At 44.5% G+C, this 18,476-nt stretch carries 12 protein-coding genes; 5 read left to right on the forward strand and 7 right to left on the reverse strand.

Annotation, left to right across the window (positions count from 1 at the left end):
- Positions 1-18: 18 nt before the first annotated feature.
- The 4 genes from JYB87_RS13020 to JYB87_RS13035 form a co-directional block, all read right to left on the reverse strand.
- Positions 19-3,180, reverse strand: coding sequence for a glycoside hydrolase family 2 TIM barrel-domain containing protein (locus JYB87_RS13020; RefSeq protein WP_207353908.1), 3,162 nt, complete (start codon positions 3,178-3,180; stop codon positions 19-21).
- A gap of 233 nt (positions 3,181-3,413) precedes the next feature.
- On the reverse strand, positions 3,414-5,702 hold the full coding sequence (locus JYB87_RS13025; RefSeq protein ID WP_207353909.1) for an alpha-N-acetylglucosaminidase: 2,289 nt from the start codon (positions 5,700-5,702) through the stop codon (positions 3,414-3,416).
- 118 nt (positions 5,703-5,820) lie between these two features.
- On the reverse strand, positions 5,821-8,484 hold the full coding sequence (locus JYB87_RS13030) for a TonB-dependent receptor (protein WP_207353910.1): 2,664 nt from the start codon (positions 8,482-8,484) through the stop codon (positions 5,821-5,823).
- A gap of 255 nt (positions 8,485-8,739) precedes the next feature.
- Positions 8,740-9,774, reverse strand: coding sequence for a LacI family DNA-binding transcriptional regulator (locus JYB87_RS13035; RefSeq protein WP_207353911.1), 1,035 nt, complete (start codon positions 9,772-9,774; stop codon positions 8,740-8,742).
- Between the two features lie 181 nt (positions 9,775-9,955).
- Between JYB87_RS13035 and JYB87_RS13040 the strand changes: the two genes are divergently transcribed.
- The 5 genes from JYB87_RS13040 to JYB87_RS13060 all read left to right on the forward strand — a co-directional run bounded on the left by JYB87_RS13040 (position 9,956) and on the right by JYB87_RS13060 (position 15,465).
- Complete coding sequence (locus JYB87_RS13040) at positions 9,956-11,032, forward strand: acyltransferase family protein (protein ID WP_207353912.1); 1,077 nt, start codon at positions 9,956-9,958, stop codon at positions 11,030-11,032.
- Positions 11,033-11,096: 64 nt separating this feature from the next.
- The gene (locus tag JYB87_RS13045; protein ID WP_207353913.1) at positions 11,097-11,978 is read left to right on the forward strand and encodes a BadF/BadG/BcrA/BcrD ATPase family protein; all 882 of its coding nucleotides are present in this window, start codon (positions 11,097-11,099) and stop codon (positions 11,976-11,978) included.
- A complete protein-coding gene (gene nagB-II, locus JYB87_RS13050) occupies positions 11,975-12,979 on the forward strand; it encodes a glucosamine-6-phosphate deaminase NagB-II (protein ID WP_228729867.1) in 1,005 nt (334 codons plus the stop codon). The genes JYB87_RS13045 and nagB-II overlap by 4 nt, the downstream gene beginning before the upstream one ends.
- A 7-nt stretch (positions 12,980-12,986) precedes the next feature.
- Positions 12,987-14,111, forward strand: coding sequence for an N-acetylglucosamine-6-phosphate deacetylase (gene nagA / locus JYB87_RS13055; RefSeq protein ID WP_207353914.1), 1,125 nt, complete (start codon positions 12,987-12,989; stop codon positions 14,109-14,111).
- A gap of 31 nt (positions 14,112-14,142) precedes the next feature.
- A complete protein-coding gene (locus JYB87_RS13060; RefSeq protein ID WP_207353915.1) occupies positions 14,143-15,465 on the forward strand; it encodes a sugar MFS transporter in 1,323 nt (440 codons plus the stop codon).
- Positions 15,466-15,893: 428 nt separating this feature from the next.
- On the opposite strand, the gene rfbB is transcribed toward JYB87_RS13060, so the two are convergent.
- From rfbB to rfbA, 3 genes are read right to left on the reverse strand one after another with little or no spacing between them, the layout of a single operon-like run.
- Positions 15,894-17,003, reverse strand: coding sequence for a dTDP-glucose 4,6-dehydratase (rfbB, locus tag JYB87_RS13065; RefSeq protein WP_207353916.1), 1,110 nt, complete (start codon positions 17,001-17,003; stop codon positions 15,894-15,896).
- Positions 17,004-17,026: 23 nt separating this feature from the next.
- Positions 17,027-17,572, reverse strand: coding sequence for a dTDP-4-dehydrorhamnose 3,5-epimerase (gene rfbC / locus JYB87_RS13070; protein ID WP_207353917.1), 546 nt, complete (start codon positions 17,570-17,572; stop codon positions 17,027-17,029).
- Between the two features lie 10 nt (positions 17,573-17,582).
- Positions 17,583-18,455 carry a glucose-1-phosphate thymidylyltransferase RfbA gene (gene rfbA / locus JYB87_RS13075; protein WP_207353918.1) on the reverse strand — a complete coding sequence of 291 codons (873 nt, stop codon included), beginning with the start codon at positions 18,453-18,455 and terminating at the stop codon, positions 17,583-17,585.
- Between the last annotated feature and the right edge of the window lie 21 nt (positions 18,456-18,476).

Genomic DNA, 18,476 nt, shown 5'->3' on the forward strand with positions numbered 1-18,476 from the left:
TATGCCCCCTTGAGTTAATTAGTGATAGTTGTAGTTGCCAATTTTTTGATAACTCGCTGCATCGTCATGCTCATCAGAGGATGGTACTAACGAAAAGCCAAACGAGTAGTTCGCAGGTGGAATTTGATACTGGGGTAAAGGCTTAGCCCCCCAACTCGTATCGCCGCCCAAACCCGACTGTAAGTAATCAACATTAACCTCAACTAAATCATGGGACTTAACATCATGGATGTGACGTTGTGCTTTTTTATCCCCAGGGTCTAGCTCGCTTTCAGGATAATTTCGTGCTGAAAATCCGAAGTTATGGTTCCCCTTCACAGTAAATCCAGTACCGGCATTATCAACAAGCTTTAGCCAGCGAATGTCTGATCTGTAACCATTTTCCTGAGGACGAATGTAATCAAATTCGAGATCGTTTACCTCGCCATGATATAAACCGACTAAGGATGCTGATTTTCTATCTGGGTAGTTTTCAAACGGCCCGCGACCATAATATTTGACCGCCTGATAGCTAGAAGGCATCTGAAATTTCAACCCAATGCGAGGCAGTTCACTTAGCGAATCATCACCTCTGAACTTGAATTGGACATTGACACTAAGTACACCGGTAGATGCGATAACATATTGGACGGATGCCGTTGAATTCACCTCTTTTAACTCTATCAATTGCGCCAACTCCACAGCCTTCTTCGACTGACGAACGATTTTGACTCCCTTGCCAACTTGATTGTCAGTCGCAAGACGCCAACTTTTAGCTCGAATAGGCAATTGATTGCCAAAATCATTATCTGTTGGTGCGCGCCAAAAATTCAGCTTAAGCGGTGCACTTAATAATTGCTGTCCATTAAGTTGGTAAGAGGTTAAGAATCCCTGCTCATCAAAAGACAGCCGAGCGTCCTTGGCGAGTATCTCTAGCACGCCCCCCATGTCCACAACCTGAAGATCGACAGAGCTATGATCATCACTCAATAGATTTGACTGCATGTTGTCGTTAGCACTTAACGGCAATTGCTCGACAGCAATCAAATGGCCTTTTGGAACCGCTAACGAAGCACTTTTAGTACGCACATAAAAGTTTATGAAATACTCAGCGCCAGCGTCCAACTTACCGATATTGTTCGGCAGGCTAAAACGGTGTTTTTCTTGAGGGGCGACATCTAAGTTTAATTTGCCCTCTTTGATAACCACCCCATCTTTGAGCAATGTCCAGTTTACAGAGAGCTCTTTAAGTGAGGTAAAGAACTGCTCGTTGAACACTTCAAACTCACCGTCTGATACTTGGCTAAAATGAACATCTTGATAGATTTTTTTTACTTCAAATAAGCCAGGGTGTGGTGTTCTATCTGGATTCACCAATCCATTAAGACAAAAATTTGCATCGTTATGGACATGTGAGGGTTCAAAATCACCACCATAAGCCCAAAACTCGTTACCTTCCTTGTCGCGCTTAATAAGTCCTTGATCAACCCAATCCCAGATAAAGCCGCCTTGCATCTGGCGTTCAGATCTGACCAAATCCCACAGCTCTTTCAGGTTCCCAGTGCTGTTGCCCATAGCATGGGCATATTCCGCCCAAATAAAGGGTCTGAATGGATCTTTTCCGAGAAAATCTCGTTTGATTTCCTCCATTGATGCATACATCCAACCAACAGCATCGGTGTGGTATTCGCTGAACCCTGAGCGCGGATTTTCAGCCTTTTCATAGAAGGCCAATCTGGAGTTATCTCTAAACTTCGTCCAGTGATAAGCATCCTTAAAATTAGGGCCATCACCCGCTTCATTCCCCATAGACCAAAAGATAATCGAAGGATGGTTTTTATCACGCTCCACCATTCTTTTGATGCGGTTCATGTGAACATCATGAAATTCAGGTTTATTCGCTGGGGTTTTATCAGGCTCAAAAGTAAAGCCGTGAGTTTCGATGTTGGCTTCATCTATAATATAAAGACCATATTTATCAGCTAGATGATAGAAATAAGGGTCATTCGGATAATGGGAAGTTCGAACTGCATTGATATTGTTCTGCTTCATCAGCTGCACGTCTAACAACATTGATTCACGCGAAACTACGTGGCCAGTGCGCTCATCATGTTCATGACGGTTAACCCCTTTAAATAAAATCGGTTGTCCGTTTACCAGCACTTGTTCATCTTCGAGTTCAATACGCCTAAATCCAATTTCTGTACCAATAAAATCCGACGGTTGACCATCTTGGTAATCAGTTTTAATTCGTAACTGATAGAGGTTCGGTGACTCAGCAGACCAAGTTTTAACGTTCGCGACATTAAAACTTTGCTTCACCGTTAGCTTTTGTCCCGCAGCTATCATCACGCTTCGTTGCTGAGAACTAACCAATTTACCATTTTGATCTAATATCTCTGTCGTTAAGGTCAGACTTTGAGGCGCTGGTTTACTATTGTTAGCCTCGATTTCCAACCCGAGAACGCCATCTTTGTAGTCATCAGATAGCGTCGTTTTAGCAAAAAAGTCGCTCACAAAAACTTGAGGTGTCGCGTATAGATATACGTCCCGTTCGATCCCACTGAGGCGCCAAAAATCTTGATCTTCGAGGTAACTGCCATCACTGAAGCGTATAACCTTAGCGGCCAACACGTTCTTACCAGCAGTTAAGTATTGGGAGATATCAAACTCAACAGGTGTTTTACTGCCTTCGCTGTACCCAACCTGATGGCCATTTATCCATAGATAGAACGCTGATTTAACCGCACCAAAATGCAAAACTACGCGTTTACCCTGCCATGCTTTATCGACATAGAAAGCCTGTCGGTAATGCCCTGTCGGATTGTCTTCCTTAGGCACAAAGGGTGGGTTCACCTCAAATGGATAATCAATATTGGTATAGATTGGATAGTCGTATCCATGCATCTGCCAATTACTCGGTACCGGGATGTTATCCCATTCACCGTCATTAAAGTCGGTGTTATAAAAATTGTCCGTATAGGTAAATGGATTTTTTGCCCACTTAAATTTCCATGTTCCATTTAGAGATTGAAAATAAGGCGATGTTTTGTAGTCGTCATTTACTAACTTTTGAGGTGAATCATATCGCATGAATGTGGCATGAGGAGGCAAGGTATTCACTTGGAATACGCTGAGATCTTCCCACTCTGGTCTATCTGCAATCTCAGCCTTTTCAGGAAGCGCAATTGCTTGATTCATCCAAGATCCGAATGTGAGCAATAGTGCCCCACATAAGAACTTCAACTGTATTTTTTCTGGCATAGGAAATGTCCTTTATCTCGATATGAGCTAAATCGATAAAAATTCAATCAGCCGGATAACATGAAGATTTAGCAAAATCGACCCAATAACGGTCTAAAAACAGGGTGTAATCATCGAGCCAAAAAACAGTAGCAGCACTAACCATTTCTTCAGCTCGATGATTTAAAGGGTTACTTAACTGCACCCGCCATAAGCGGGGTTTGGGCCATTAATGCTTTAATGGTGGCAAGCGGATCGGATGGAATAGACAACTTCACCTCCTCGGTACTTGATACCCACTCATTTTCCCAAGTGATGAGCTGTTGCTGAACAGCTTGCTCATCAAACGGTACGCCTGATACAGCAGATTGCTTTAATGCTGCTAAATAAATTTGCCACCGAGGAAGATAAAAACCTGCATACATCCCTTGCCATGCCTTAGATGCGTAATCTTTCAACTTAGGCCCGCCCCATACGGTGATCTGCTGTTTAGCATTACCGACATAGAGCAATTCTTCACTTGAAGACTCCGCATAGCTTCGAGCGTCATTAACCCAACTGTGAAGGGATTCTTGATGTAACCCCATGAGGTCATCCAAGGTCTTGGTTAATGTGGTAATTTTTGCGACTAATTGGTCACCCGCAGCGATATCTCGCTGTTGGTAGGCAAGCATAGCCCTCTGCAACGCTTTATCGATATGCTGCGATACAGAATGCTTGGTAAAATCAACGAGGTCGTACATGTAAAGTGATGATGACTTATTAGCTTCAGCAACACTCACTAGCAAATCAATTGCTTCATCAAGCGCTTTAAGATCACCTGGGTGTTCTTCAAAACGAAGCAACTCAATCGTTGGGCGTTTGAATAAAAGGTATGCCCCAGCAGAGCCTTCCCACCATCGTGTAGTCCAATACGGTGTTGAAAATACCGATTTATCCAACAGTGACCACGCGCGATCTACTTCTTCACTCTCAAAACCATAACGCGCTTTGGTGTAGGTAGGTAACCATGACGCAGTATTCTGAGTCGTGGCTTTCCAAGGAAGATCAAACATGTATTCGTAAGCAACGGAATCGCTATGAAGTCCTTCAGGGAAAACCCCGAAGCCTGTCAGTTGCCCAGCGTTGCTAGAGGCAAGCAGGTCTTTTACTTGTTGGCTGTAGAAGTCAAACGCGCCGTAAACGGGATCACTGCCACCGTAGTTGTGAATGAAACCGAAAATCCATGGCGTAGAGAAGAACCCATTTGCTCGTTGCCAAACATGAAAGCGGTCGTTACCAATATCATGGATCATCACCTTATCGGATGGCACATTACTCAAGAAGGCTTTGATTGACTCAAGATCCCAAAACTCTTCGTCGGCACCAAACATCCATCCCTGCATTACCCAAGTCGCATTAGGCACCACCTGGTGGATTGACTCATAGATACTCTTTCCATATGCCGCAAGGTCTTCCGCACGGTGATCTTTCGAAACTGGAGGCAACATTTCATTAAAAGAATCAGAGAGGTAATACTGCTGCTCACCATATTCAGCGTTATATAATTCAATGAATCGTTTAGCAATTTTGGCAAACAAAGGATCTGCAGGATCTAGCCAATATGTTTCCTGTTCAAATCCAGTCCATTTTGGCATCGCTGATATTTTTGCATCAGGAAACATCGACACAAACTTCTTAGGCACATAGCCACCAAAAGCGGGAACCACTGGGTGCATTCCAAGTGATTTCATTCGAGTAATAATCTGCTTTTGGAGTTGATGCTTTTTGTTAATCCAAGATTGAGGCAAAGGTCCTTTATGGCCTTCGATATTTCCCATCCGTTGCCATGGGGTGAAAGCTGGGCCAGAAAAGTAATGTTGGAGCTCTTCATCACTTACGCCGAATTCATTCCATAACTTTTGCCAAACATACTCTTGCCCTTCCATTGCAACAGGATTGTTGACCCCGTGAAGCGCCATCCAATCTAATTCTTTTTCCCAACGGTCCCAATTCCACCACGGCATGGTGTAACCATAGGCGCACACATTGAGATAGGCTCTTTGTAAGAAAAGAGATGTAACCTTTTCACCATGATAATCATCAAATTTTTCTGGAAGTGCTACACGGCTGCCTTCCCAGCTTACCGACATTGCACCGATGCTCCGCAAATACTGGTAAGCGCCATAACTTAACGCCGTTGGTACGTTTGCAGTAACCGTTAGTTCACCATTCAGTGCTGAAATCTGGTACCAATCCTGCTGCTGATCTTTAACTAAAACGAAATGGATATTGTTAAGAGGATGATGACTAATACGTTCAAAAACATCGCGTACCGATGCGATATCATCTGGAATTACAGAAATTTGTGAGGACTGACTTGTAGAAGATTGTTGAGGCTGAACAGAAGAAACCGAAGAAGATTGGTCACATGCGGCTAATAAAAACACGGACAAAAAAAGAGTCTTCAGAGCTAACGGTTTTAGCGGAAAATTACGCATCAAAGAGGCCCTCAAATATACACCAGTTACTATCTTTGGGTTTGTAGAAATAGCCAAGATTAAATAAGGGTCCACAGTCAGATGACGTACTGGGACCCTCTCTATTTAATGGCGGTTATTAGAACGAGTATGTTGCATTCAGATAGTAGCTACGGCCAATAACACTGGTCGTTTGCCATACATGAGCACTGTCTGAGCGAAATGCGGTTTCATCATTACCGGTAATGTTCAACGCACCTAAGCGAACACTGAGGTTATCAGTCGCATTCCAGCCCAATAACATATCGATCTGATTACGACCATCGACTACACGACCTTCCCGAGCAAAGAATGAGTCAGTGTTGTCTTGGACATATGGACTACGATGGTTCAAAGAAACTCGAGCACTAAAGGCTTCATTTTCCCAATACCCAGTTAAGTTCCAAGTTTGTTCAGATGAGTTTGTTAAGGTGTAACCTTCACTATCACCAACATAAATGCGAGTGTAGTTAGCACTGATACCGAAACCTTCTAGCGGCAAAAATTGGTCTAAACCTTGGTTCCAAGCGACTTCATAACCTTTAATGTTCAGCGTTGAATCATCGTTATAGGTGGTCATGATTTCATAGATGTTGCCAGAGGCATCTACACAGTTTTCACCGTTATTACTTAACGGTGTGCCGTTGTAATCAGCAGGACAGGTATATTCTGAAACTGTACCGTTACGGATCCCTTTCCAGAAACCACTGATAGTAAGTGAATCACCTTCTCCGTAGTACCATTCCCAGCCCAAATCCACTTGGTTCGCGGTCATCGCTTTCATATCGGGTTGTCCCAAATTAATCGCGTATGTACGAGTACCTTCCGAGTTAGCGCCAGAACTTTCAGACGCCGCGAGCTGGGTATCACCGGTGATGATAGGTCTAACAAGCACTTTTGCGGCAGCGAAGCGAATGAGCATCTCTTCATTCAACTCCATAGACACGTTTAAGCTAGGCAGGAAATTGCTGTAATCATAGCTTGTAGTGTACGAGCCCAAAACTTCGCGAATGTCTTCGTTGGTTGGGTGCTGCTCGCCGGTCAAGAATGTATTGAGATCTCGACTCGTTCTTTCATAACGACCACCCACGTTACCGCGGATCGGAAAATCACCGATTTCAGATTGGAAATCCAATTTTAGGTATGCAGACCAGATGTCGCGGTCTATTGAGTAGCTGCTCTGTGCGGCGAATAACGTTGGGATGGTAACGCCTTCGGCAACCAGTGCATCTTTATAAGCTTGGATATCTGGGATGGCCCAGCTATGAGGAATTGAGTATTGGTTATCTAAGAAACCTGAAACCATGCCATATGAGTCTTCAAATGGTGGTAAATCTTCGGGCGCTGCATCACCGATGGTGATCCGGTCAGTACGCCAAACATTTCGATCAAATGTTTCATGGCGGAATTTGCTGCCGAACGATACTGCACTGAAGAAACCGTCAAAGGTGCGTTTGATATCCAATTGAGCAGAGCTCTCTTTTGACTCCATGATACGAGTCGCACCGTTAGGATATTCGTTACGGATCAGATTTTCCTGAGCCCAAGTAGACGGATCACTGAGATCGGTTCCACCAAGTGACATGTAAACATCGTCAGGATTTGAAATATCGAGATCTGCTGAAAGGTAAGTCGCTAGAATGACAGCGTCTTCAACCTGGGTTGCTTTGCCCGTGGTATAGTTCAGTACGCCAGAAATAGTCCAGTTATCAAGTTCGTATTTGCCCTGTAGGGTATAGCCCTGACTTACGGCATCTTTATCTTCTAGCTGACGGTTGTTTTCAGCCCAAATATTTGAAGTCGAGACATTGGTAAAAACACCATCTGTGTCAGCACTATTGGCGAAGGTATAATCACGATCAAAGCCAAATACTAATTGGTTCAAATCTTGTTTGGTTTTGTCTTGAGCGTAAACAGCTGTGAACTTCCCTTCAAAGCTGTCTGTTGGACGCCACTGGAAGGCACCGTTATACAGGTAGCGCTTCGTCTCACGATCTATTCGACGGTCACGAGGACGGCGAGGCAACTCAGTACCATCTTCATTTTCAAACCAACGGTCAATCCAGAAGTTATCTACACGGTCATCTAACTCTTGATAACCAGCGTTCAAAAATACCCCCACAGTGCTATCAAGAAACTGATCAATGTAAGTGACGGTTCCTTTAGGGGTAACATCTCCCGTTGGAGAAAATTCAGAATATTGCCCTTTTGCAGACACTAACAGTTTACGCTCATCATAAGAGAGAGGATTAGCCGTATCGATATTGATGGTACCGGACAAGCCACCTGCGTCCATATCTGCTGTTGGCGATTTTACTACCGAAATATTTGATGCTAATTCAGATTGAATGATGTCGAAACGAAAGCCGCTAGTGAAGTCTGCGCTGTTAAAACTCTGCCCGTTTACGGTTGTACGAGCGTACTGAGCCCCTAAACCACGAACACTGATGGTAGAACCGCGACCGTTAACGTTAGAGATCTGCACACCAGGAATACGTTGAATCGCTTCAGCAATGTTTTCTGTTGGAAATTTACCAATGTCCTCAGACGTAATGACATCCGCTACGCGGTCATCTTCTCGTTTTAAATCGGCAGCGGCAGCTAAGCTCGCTCGATATGTAACCGCGATACGTTCAATTTGTTCTTCTGCTGCGGGTTCATTGGCCTCTTCTGCATAAGCAAACGGCATAACACCTAATGCGCATAGAACCGCACTAGCAAGGATTGTGTGCTTGGGGGGAGCAAATTTTAATAGCTTAGTCATACGTCCTACCTGCCTTACGAGAATTGTTTTGTTAACGAATCAACCACTGTCGAGATAGCTGAAAATGCAATATCTGTTTTGTTGTTAAGGTGAATTTTTCACCATTGCATCCTGACGCTAACATTTCGATGTCAACGTTGTCAATTTAGATTGTGAAAAAATTGTGTAGATTCTTTACGGCATGTTTGAGACTTCGTTGCAAATGATGAGCACTGCTGGGCATTAGCAGGCTAAAACAGGTAAACGAAACAAATTTTATGCGGTTAGGGCTTTTGCGGCAGAATCTCTAATTAATAATTTCGGACAAAAACCTACTGACTCAACGGCTTTTTCATCCTGCATCATTGAAATTACCAGTGAAGCAGCACTCGCTGCTATGTTGAAATTCGGTTGATCTATCGTTGTCAGATGCGGCCATGTCTGCACCGAGAACGGGCTGTTCTCAAACCCTACGATAGAAATATCTTCAGGTACTCTCAGATTTTTTAATCTCGCCATAAAGACCGCGCCCGCGGCAATTTCATCGTTACAGGCAAAGATTGCAGTGGGCGACGTGGTTTGATTTTCAAGCAAATCTTTGGTCATATTCATACCTGATTCAAAAGTGAATTCACCTTGTAAAATCAGGTTCTTATCAACAGCAACACCCGCTTTTTCATGTGCTAGTTGATAGCCTTGCAAACGTCCTCGGCTGGACTCGTGCTCAGGATTGTAACCAAGGAATGCGATGCGTTTGTGTCCCAATGAAATCAGGTATTGGCTAATTTCTTCGCCAGCAGCCTTGTCATCGACATAAATCACCGGCGCAAGCTCATCAGGCTCTTCACTGCCCGACAGAATTCTCACAACCTTCGCACCTTGGTTAATCAGAAAAGACACCAAGGCTCGGTTTTCAGAAAGTGGAGGCGTTAAAATGACACCGCCAATTTGATTTGAACCGATCATCGCAGCTAATTCTTTACCAACATCTTCTGCTTTCGAATTGGTTGGTCTAATAACAAGTTCAAAACCTTGCTTCCTACACTCAGAAATAATGCCGTTTTGCATTTGGATCACATAATGGCTGTTCGGATTATCATAAACAAAAGCCAGTGAAAACGGCGACTTACGCATAATTCTAGCAGTGTGATTAGGCTGATAATTAAGCTTTTTAATGCAATCGTTTACTTTTTCTCGGACAGCATCACTGACACTAGCTTCGTTGTTTACGACGCGAGAAACGGTTTTAAAAGAAACGCCGGCTAGTTTTGCCACGTCTTTTATAGTCGGCTTTTTCGTGCTTAATGCCATGATTTTTATGTACCTATTGCTGATATTTGGCCAGCATACGGTGAATATCGCCCCTCCGCAACTCAGCCAAATCACTTATGAACGTTATTTCCATTAGAGTTTAACTTTACCACCTCTGTATTGACAACGTTGACATATTGCCATTATGTTAATGGGAAATGGTTAAAAAGAAATCATCAATATGACTGTTCAAAATACAAAAAAGCGCCTGATGGCTTTAGACATTTTCCGAGGGCTAACCATGATGGCGATGATTATCGTCAATAGCCCAGATACCTTTGGAGAGTTATCTCACGCCTATTGGATTGGGGTTAATTTTGCTGACTTGATCTTCCCCTTCTTCATTTTGATTGTCGGCGTATCCATCAGCCTAGGATTCAGAAATGTCGACAAACAGAATTTAGCGCCAGTCACCCAAAAAATCCTAAAACGTACCGTCATCATGTTTGCCATAGGCATGGTTGTGAACCTGTTTTATACCCATTTTGAACAAATCCGCGTACTTGGCGTTTTGCAACGAATTGCGTTGGTCTACTGTGCCTGCTGCTTCTTAACAATCTATTGCAGCACCAGACAATTAGTAAAACTTGGGGCGGCCATTCTATTCACGTATTGGATTTTTATTTTGATCGTTCCAGCACCCGGTCTTGAAGCAGGTCAATTAGAGCGAGGCAAAAACATCATTAACTGGTTCGATCAATTTATGCCTGGAATGTTGTGGCGAGGCGACTGGGATCCTGAAGGACTTCTCAGCACATTCCCAGCAATTGTCACTGGGATCATTGGCGTTCTGATGGGACGGATTGTGATGAGCAAAGAATCACTCACTCACCAAGTTATGCAACTTTTCCTTTTAGGCTTCGGATTGTTTTGCCTAGGGTGTATTTGGAGCTTGGCATTCCCAATGATTAAGCAAATATGGAGCAGCACATTTGTACTCGTCACAGGTGGGCTTGGTGCAATGAGTCTCGCCGCCATTGTTTGGTACACCGACATGCGAAGCTTTCGTTGGGGCACTTACCTTCCCCTAGTGTTCGGAGCAAATGCAATCTCCGCCTACGTTATCCATGTTGTTATAGAAAAAATCTTGGACTGGAAAATCGGCAATCAGTCTGTTCACGACAGTTATGTGGCAGCAATGTCATCGGCCGGATTCAGTGAGATAACGAGTATTACACTGTGGGTCATCGTGTTCTTTGCTGTATGCACAGTTCCTGTGTGGTGGCTATATCACAAAAAAATCTTCATCAAGATCTAATGGCGAGCTGTAAACGAATTCAATTTAAGTACCGATGTAGGTGCAAAGATAGTAAGGGTTGTTGATGAAGTACGAACTATACCTCGGCATCGATGGTGGTGGCAGTAAGTGTAAAGCTAGGTTAGAGCTAGAGAACGGTGAACTCCTTGGTGAAGGTGTTTCTGGCCCAGCTAACCCAGTTCACAATTCAGAATTGGCGTTTCAATCGATTGTAGAAGCAAGTGTCATTGCCCTAACGAATGCAGGCTTCTCTCCAGATGTATTAGGACGAGTAAACACGGTAATGGGACTTGCGGGCGTAAACATCCCTAAATACCACGCAATTGTAGAAGCTTGGAAGCATCCGTTTGGAAATTGCCTGATCACTACGGACCTGCATATCGCTTGTCTTGGCGCTCACGCGGGAAGTGAGGGAGCCATTGTTATCACCGGAACTGGCAGCTCAGCCTTTACGAGCATCAACGGCGTACAAACGATGCTGGGTGGACATGGTTTTCCACTTGGCGATAAAGCGGGTGGCGCTTGGTTAGGTTGGAAAGCATTGTCAGCCGTGTTGGACGGATTTGATGGATTAATGTCGCGAAACGACCTGTTTGAGCGTGTTTGCAATCAGCTGCAAATATCTTCAAGCAATGAACTTGTGACTCAAGCCTTACATTTTTTACCGCGAGATTACGCTGCAATCGCACCTTTGGTGCTTGATGCTGCGAAGGCGGGGGATGAAATTGCCATCAGCATCATGAATGAAGGAGCTCATTACCTTCAATCATTGCTCAACCGATTACATGAACTTCAACCAAAACGGATATCCGTCATCGGCGGCTTAGCGAGCCGTTGGTTAGATTGGCTTCCAAGTGAAACCAAAAGTTTTCTTAATTCGCCACTTTGTTCACCTGAATACGGAGCGGTCGCTCTGGCGAAACAGCAGTTTAAGGATCCCCAATGAGTCAGTCAAAAACTAGAATGGCAGTTGAAGCAAGCGAAACGCCGAACGTCGTTAGATTGCAGCAAACAAAAAACAACGATCAATACCAAGTGATTGCCGAACATATCAGCCGTTGGCAACCAGAATTCGTATACATGATTGGTCGTGGAACATCTGATCACGCTGGGGTATTCGCAAAATACCTTATCGAAACAGAATTAGGTTTACCGGTTTGCCATGCGGCACCGTCAGTAAACAGTGTGTTTGGTAAGCAACTTAATCTCAGAAAGGCCCTCGTGATTGTAATTTCGCAATCAGGTAAGAGCCCAGACATCATTGCTCAAACTCAAATGGCAAAGGCAGCAGGAGCACTGTGTATCGCATTAGTCAACGATGTGTCACCTAAGCTGATGGAGCTTGTCGATTATTTTGTACCACTGCATGCTGGTCCAGAACTGGCTGTAGCCGCGACCAAAAGTTATTTAGCAACATTAAGCGCCCTACTTTCAATTGTGGCGTATACCAAAAAAGACAATGAGCTGAAAAATGCGCTCACCGACCTTCCTCAACTGCTCACAGAAACAATTGCTCGTGCGCCACAGTTATCCGCAGACGAAATTGCCAAGCTGGAGCGCTGTGTTGTGCTGGGAAGAGGATTTGGCTACGCCATTGCAAGAGAGGTCGCTTTGAAGATGAAAGAAGTTTGTCGAGTACAAGCTGAAGCCTTTAGTAGCGCTGAGTTTTTACACGGACCGATTTCACTTCTCAATCGTGGATTAACGCTGTTAGATATTTCCATTCCCGATGCTACGACCCCCTACCATGTCGCACAAATTGAGGAAGTCAAACAGCGCGGTGGCCATGTTATGCCAATGAGCTGGTCATTTGATCGAATACCTCCGTTACTCGTCCCCCTTCTGATTATGCAGCGATTCTATTTAGATATTGAGCTCGCAGCAGCGGCAATGGGGTTAGATCCTGATAAACCTCAGGGACTAAAAAAAGTAACCGAGACTGTATAGGACAATTATGGAACGCTACGTTGTTGAACGACTATTCGATGGAGAGAACGTACATAAGGATGTACTTCTCACTGTTGAAAATGGTGTCATCTCATCTCTCAGCACCAATATTGGTGCCGATGATACCCAATACTTATCGGGTACCTTAGTGCCTGGATTTATTGATATTCAAGTCAACGGTGGCGGAGGTGTTCAGTTTAATCAAGCGCCTTCGGTTGAGGCATTACACACGATCGTAAAAGCTCACCGTGACCACGGTACAACGTCGATGCTCCCAACCATCATTACCGACAGTTTTGATGTGATGGAAAAAGGCGCGAATGCTGTTGCGGAATATCGTAAACAGTATCCTCACGCAGTAGTAGGGGTTCACTTTGAAGGTCCTCACCTCAGTATTGCGAAAAAAGGGATGCACAATCCAGAATGTATTCGACAAATTGAAGAGCGAGATTTTGCGCTGTTCTGTCGTAAAGATTTAGGCAAAGTACTACTGACTGTAGCACCGGAATCAGTGTCACCCGAGATGATTAAGCGGCTAACTGACGCTGGCGTCATTGTGAGTCTTGGACACACTAATGCTACCGCAGAGATGTGCCAAGAATCGTTTCAGGCGGGCGCAACCGGTGTGACTCACCTTTACAACGCCATGTCGCAACTAACAGGTAGAAGTCCAGGCCTAGTCGGTACCGCCCTACTTAATGAAGATGTGTATTGCGGACTCATTGTTGATCATATTCATGTGCATCCGATGAACAGCAAGCTTGCAATTAAAAGCAAGGGACCAAATCGCACCATGTTGATCACCGATGCAATGGCCCCTGTTGGCAGCAATATTGACCATTTTTTCTACCAAGGCATCAAAGTTTTTCGTGATAGTTATAAATTGACGCTGGCTGACGGAACCATTGCCGGCTCGGTTTTATCGATGATAGAAGCGGTTCAAAACACCCATTTTGATTTAAATATCGATTTGTTAGAAACCGTTCAAATGGCATCACTGACACCCGCCCGTTTCTTAGGAATATCTGAAAGCATTGGTCAATTAAAGGAAGGTTGTATCGCTAACATGCTGTTACTCAATGATGATTTGACTATTCAGCAAATATGGCAACATGGGAAACCAAAAAAGTAACAACAATAACAAGACGCTTTAAGGAAAGATTATGACGGCAATCACTCAAGATGCACCCAAAAGTGCCACGTGGCTCCCTATGGTTATCATAGGCACTCTATTTTTCGTGTTCGGATTTGTCACATGGCTTAATGGTGCACTGATTCCATTTTTACAAATTGTCTGTGAATTAACCGGAACAGAAGCGATGCTAATCGCCTTTAGCTTCTATATCGCCTACGTTGTCATGGCCCTGCCGATGTCTTACGTGCTTAATCGCACTGGATATCGAAATGCAATGACACTCGGTCTGATGCTCATTGCACTTGGCTGTATGCTTTTTGCTCCGGCGGCTGAATCAAGACAGTTTTTATTGTTTATTGTCGCTCAATTTATTGTGGGCTCAGGCCTCACAATCCTACAAACAGCGTCTAATCCTTATCTCGTGAAGATTGGTCCATCCGAGACGGCAGCGGCTCGCATCTCTATCATGGGGCTGTTAAACAAAGGCGCGGGTTGGGCTGCACCACAAATTTTCGCAGTGCTCGTTATGGGCGAATTTGCAGGGATCACAACGCAGAGCATCAACGCGTTACCGGCAGCAGAGAAAGCAATTCAAATTCAAGCATTAGCCGATAGTTTGGTATACCCATACATCGGAATGGCCATTGCGCTAGTCGTATTAGCAATAGGTTTACGGTACTCAGGTTTACCTGAAATCGACCTTGCCGAAGAAGATAAAGCGCTTAACAACACAGGGAAAGACAAGTCATCAGTTTTGCATTTCCCTCACTTAGTCCTTGGTGTTGTCACGCTATTTTGCTACGTCGGTGTCGAAGTTATTGCCGGTGATACGATTGGCTTAGCGGGCTCTCATCTGGGAGTAGAAGGCGCAATGTCCTTAACCTCATACACCATGTTCTTCATGGTGATTGGTTACACATTGGGCCTAATCCTCATCCCTCGAGTGTTAACCCAAAGACAGCTACTGGCCTTATCTGCCAGTTTAGGTGTTGTGCTCGCACTACTCATTCCGATGACCAATGCTCAAAGCTATCAAATCGCTAATATTCTTTGGGGCTGGATGGGAATTACAACCATTCCAGATCCTATCGCCTGTATTGCACTGCTGGGGTTGGCTAACGCCATCGTGTGGCCAGCAGTTTGGCCACTGGCACTGGAAGGTCTTGGCCATTTTACCGCGAAAGGTTCAGCTTTACTCATCATGGGGATCGCAGGGGGTGCAATTCTGCCGCTTATATTTGGTCTCTGCAGTGATCAGTTCGGTATCCAAAATGCGTATTTGATGACGATACCATGCTACGGATTCATCCTATTCTACGCGTTGAAAGGTAGCCAAATTAAGCATTGGTAAGCAGTTTAAGTTTTGCCCCGAATGTATTGAGTAAATAAGTTGCAAGGTAATAACACGTATGGCTTCAACCTCAGCCTGCGCCCCCCTCCCTAACGTTTGCAACTTATTTGTTCCACTTGATACTGTCCTGTGAAGGTTCGGGGCGTTTTACAGCCCTCTAGATAATTATCCTAAAGTCCAGATTCCGTCCCCCTGAGTTTATGCATTTAAGTCATTTAGTGGATACTAAACTGAATCACATCGACAACATCGTCATATTGATTGTTAATTTTTATAGGTCTTGCGTAAATTTTCATAAAAGATAAAAAAATCCCCGCCAATTAGATTGGCGAGGATTCTCATTTTATCTAAAACTCCGTCAATTTCTACGACATAACGGCATTAGAGCAATCTTCTCATTACAGTATTCTAAGCAGACTTTAACCGCCTTACTTACGTTTAGTATATTGCTGGTCAATCCAGGTTTGATAGGCACCGCTTTTTACGTTGTCTACCCAAGATTGGTTATCCAAATACCAACGCACGGTTTTGCGCACACCGGTTTCAAAGGTTTCTGCTGGCTTAAAGCCAAGTTCCCGTTCGATTTTAGAGCAATCAATCGCATAACGGCGATCATGCCCTGCACGATCTTTTACATAGGTGATTAGCGAATTGGCAGGTTTACCTTGGGCACAAGGCGATTGCGGATAACGCTCTGCCAATGACGCATCGGCAGCAAACTCGCCATCCATCAACTCACACAGCAAATTGACAATATCGATGTTCTGCCATTCATTCACGCCGCCAATGTTATAGGTTTCGCCAGTGACACCTTTTTGCAGCACCAGCTCAATACCACGGCAGTGATCCTCTACGAACAGCCAATCACGTATCTGCTTACCATCACCATAAATTGGCAATGGCTTACCTTCAAGGATGTTAGTCAAACATAGCGGAATCAACTTTTCAGGAAAATGATAATAACCGTAGTTGTTGGAACAATTACTGGTAGTGACATTCAAGCCATAGGTGTGGTGATAGGCGCGCACCAAATGATCTGACGCCGCTTTGGAAGCGGAATACGGCGAATTCGGCGCATACTGAGTTTGCTCAGTAAACGCCGGATCATTGGCCCCCAAAGTCCCGTAGACTTCATCGGTCGACACATGATGAAAACGGTGTGGCAATGGATTAGCAGGATCGGCTAACCACACGCTACGCGCTGCCTTCAGCAGGCTGTGAGTGCCAATAATATTGGTTTCAACAAAGGCATCCGGCCCAGTAATTGAACGGTCAACATGCGACTCAGCAGCAAAATGCACTAAGGTGTCAATCTGCTCTTCGCGCAGCAGCAGTTCAACCAGTTCGGTGTTACCGATGTTGCCTTTCACAAACCGGAAATTCGGCTTATCCATCAGCGGCATCAGCGTTTCGAGGTTGCCCGCATAAGTTAATGCATCGAGCACCACCACACGGTCATCAGCATGCTGTGACAACCAGTAATGCACAAAGTTAGCGCCGATAAAGCCAGCAGCACCGGTGACAAGTAATCTTTTCATCGGAATAATCCTAATTGCTTAATTTAAAAAGTAACCGCATCTTTCAGCCATTTAGCGTCAGCATCTTTCGCTGACAATGATGGCAGCTCACCGTTGACCAATGGCCAGTTGATAGCAAGATCGGGATCATCCCAACGTACTGAGTGTTCCGCATTTGGGTTGTAGTAATCGGTACAACGATAAACAAACTCAGCAGTTTCTGTGGTTACATAAAAACCGTGGGCAAAGCCTTCAGGCACCCACAATTGACGCTTGTTTTCAGCGGAGAGTAATACACCAACCCATTGACCAAAGGTAGGTGATGATTTACGCATATCCACAGCAACATCAAACACTTCGCCACTCACTACGCGCACTAACTTTCCTTGAGTATTTTCAGTTTGATAGTGCAAGCCGCGCAAAATACCTTGGCGTGATTTGGAATGGTTATCTTGAATAAAACGACGTTCGCAAACTTGCTCGTTGAACCAAGTTTCACGCCAAGTTTCCATGAAAAAACCACGTTCATCGCCAAATACTTGCGGTTCAATAATTTTTACTTCAGCAATCGCTGTATCAATAACTTTCATTAGCTGTTACTCAAAACTTTTCTTTCAAAATACGCATTAAATATGCACCGTAACCACTTTTAATCAGCGGTTTAGCAAGTTCGGTCAGCTGTTCTGCGTTGATGAATCCCATGCGATAGGCAGTTTCTTCCGGTGAGGCCACTTTCTGCCCTTGGCGTTTCTCAAGGACACGGATAAAAATCGCCGCATCTAACAGTGAGTCATGGGTGCCAGTATCTAACCAAGCGGAACCACGGCTCATACGCTCCACCCGCAATTTGCCACGTTGCAAATAGATGTTGTTGACATCAGTGATTTCTAACTCACCACGGTGGGATGGCTTTACTTGCTTAGCAATTTCAACGACGTCGTTATCGTAGAAATACAACCCAGTCACCGCGTAATTCGATTTCGGTTCGAGCGGCTTCTCTTCAATAGAAATCGCGTTGCCGTCTTTATCAAAATCAACCACGCCATAACGCTCAGGGTCTTGCACATAGTACCCAAATACTGTGGCACCATCAGGCTGATTGGCGGCAGCTTGCAACGTTTTGCTAAAGCCGTGGCCATAAAAAATATTGTCGCCGAGTACCAAACACACCGAATCGGTACCAATAAACTCTTCACCGATGATAAACGCTTGCGCTAAGCCATCTGGACTTGGTTGAATGGCATATTCAATGCGAATGCCCCACTGGCTACCATCACCAAGAATGCGCTGATAGGTATCTTGGTCGTTAGGTGTACTAATAATTAGCACTTCACGAATCCCCGCCAACATCAATGTGGTGAGCGGGTAGTAGATCATCGGTTTGTCATACACGGGCAACAACTGTTTGTTGACGCCAATAGTTGCAGGATGTAAACGGGTGCCACTGCCGCCTGCTAAAATAATGCCTTTCATATTATTCTCTGTTTCGATAGG

It is taken from the genome of Shewanella avicenniae, from assembly GCF_017354945.1.
GTDB classification, from domain to species: Bacteria; Pseudomonadota; Gammaproteobacteria; order Enterobacterales; family Shewanellaceae; genus Shewanella; species Shewanella avicenniae.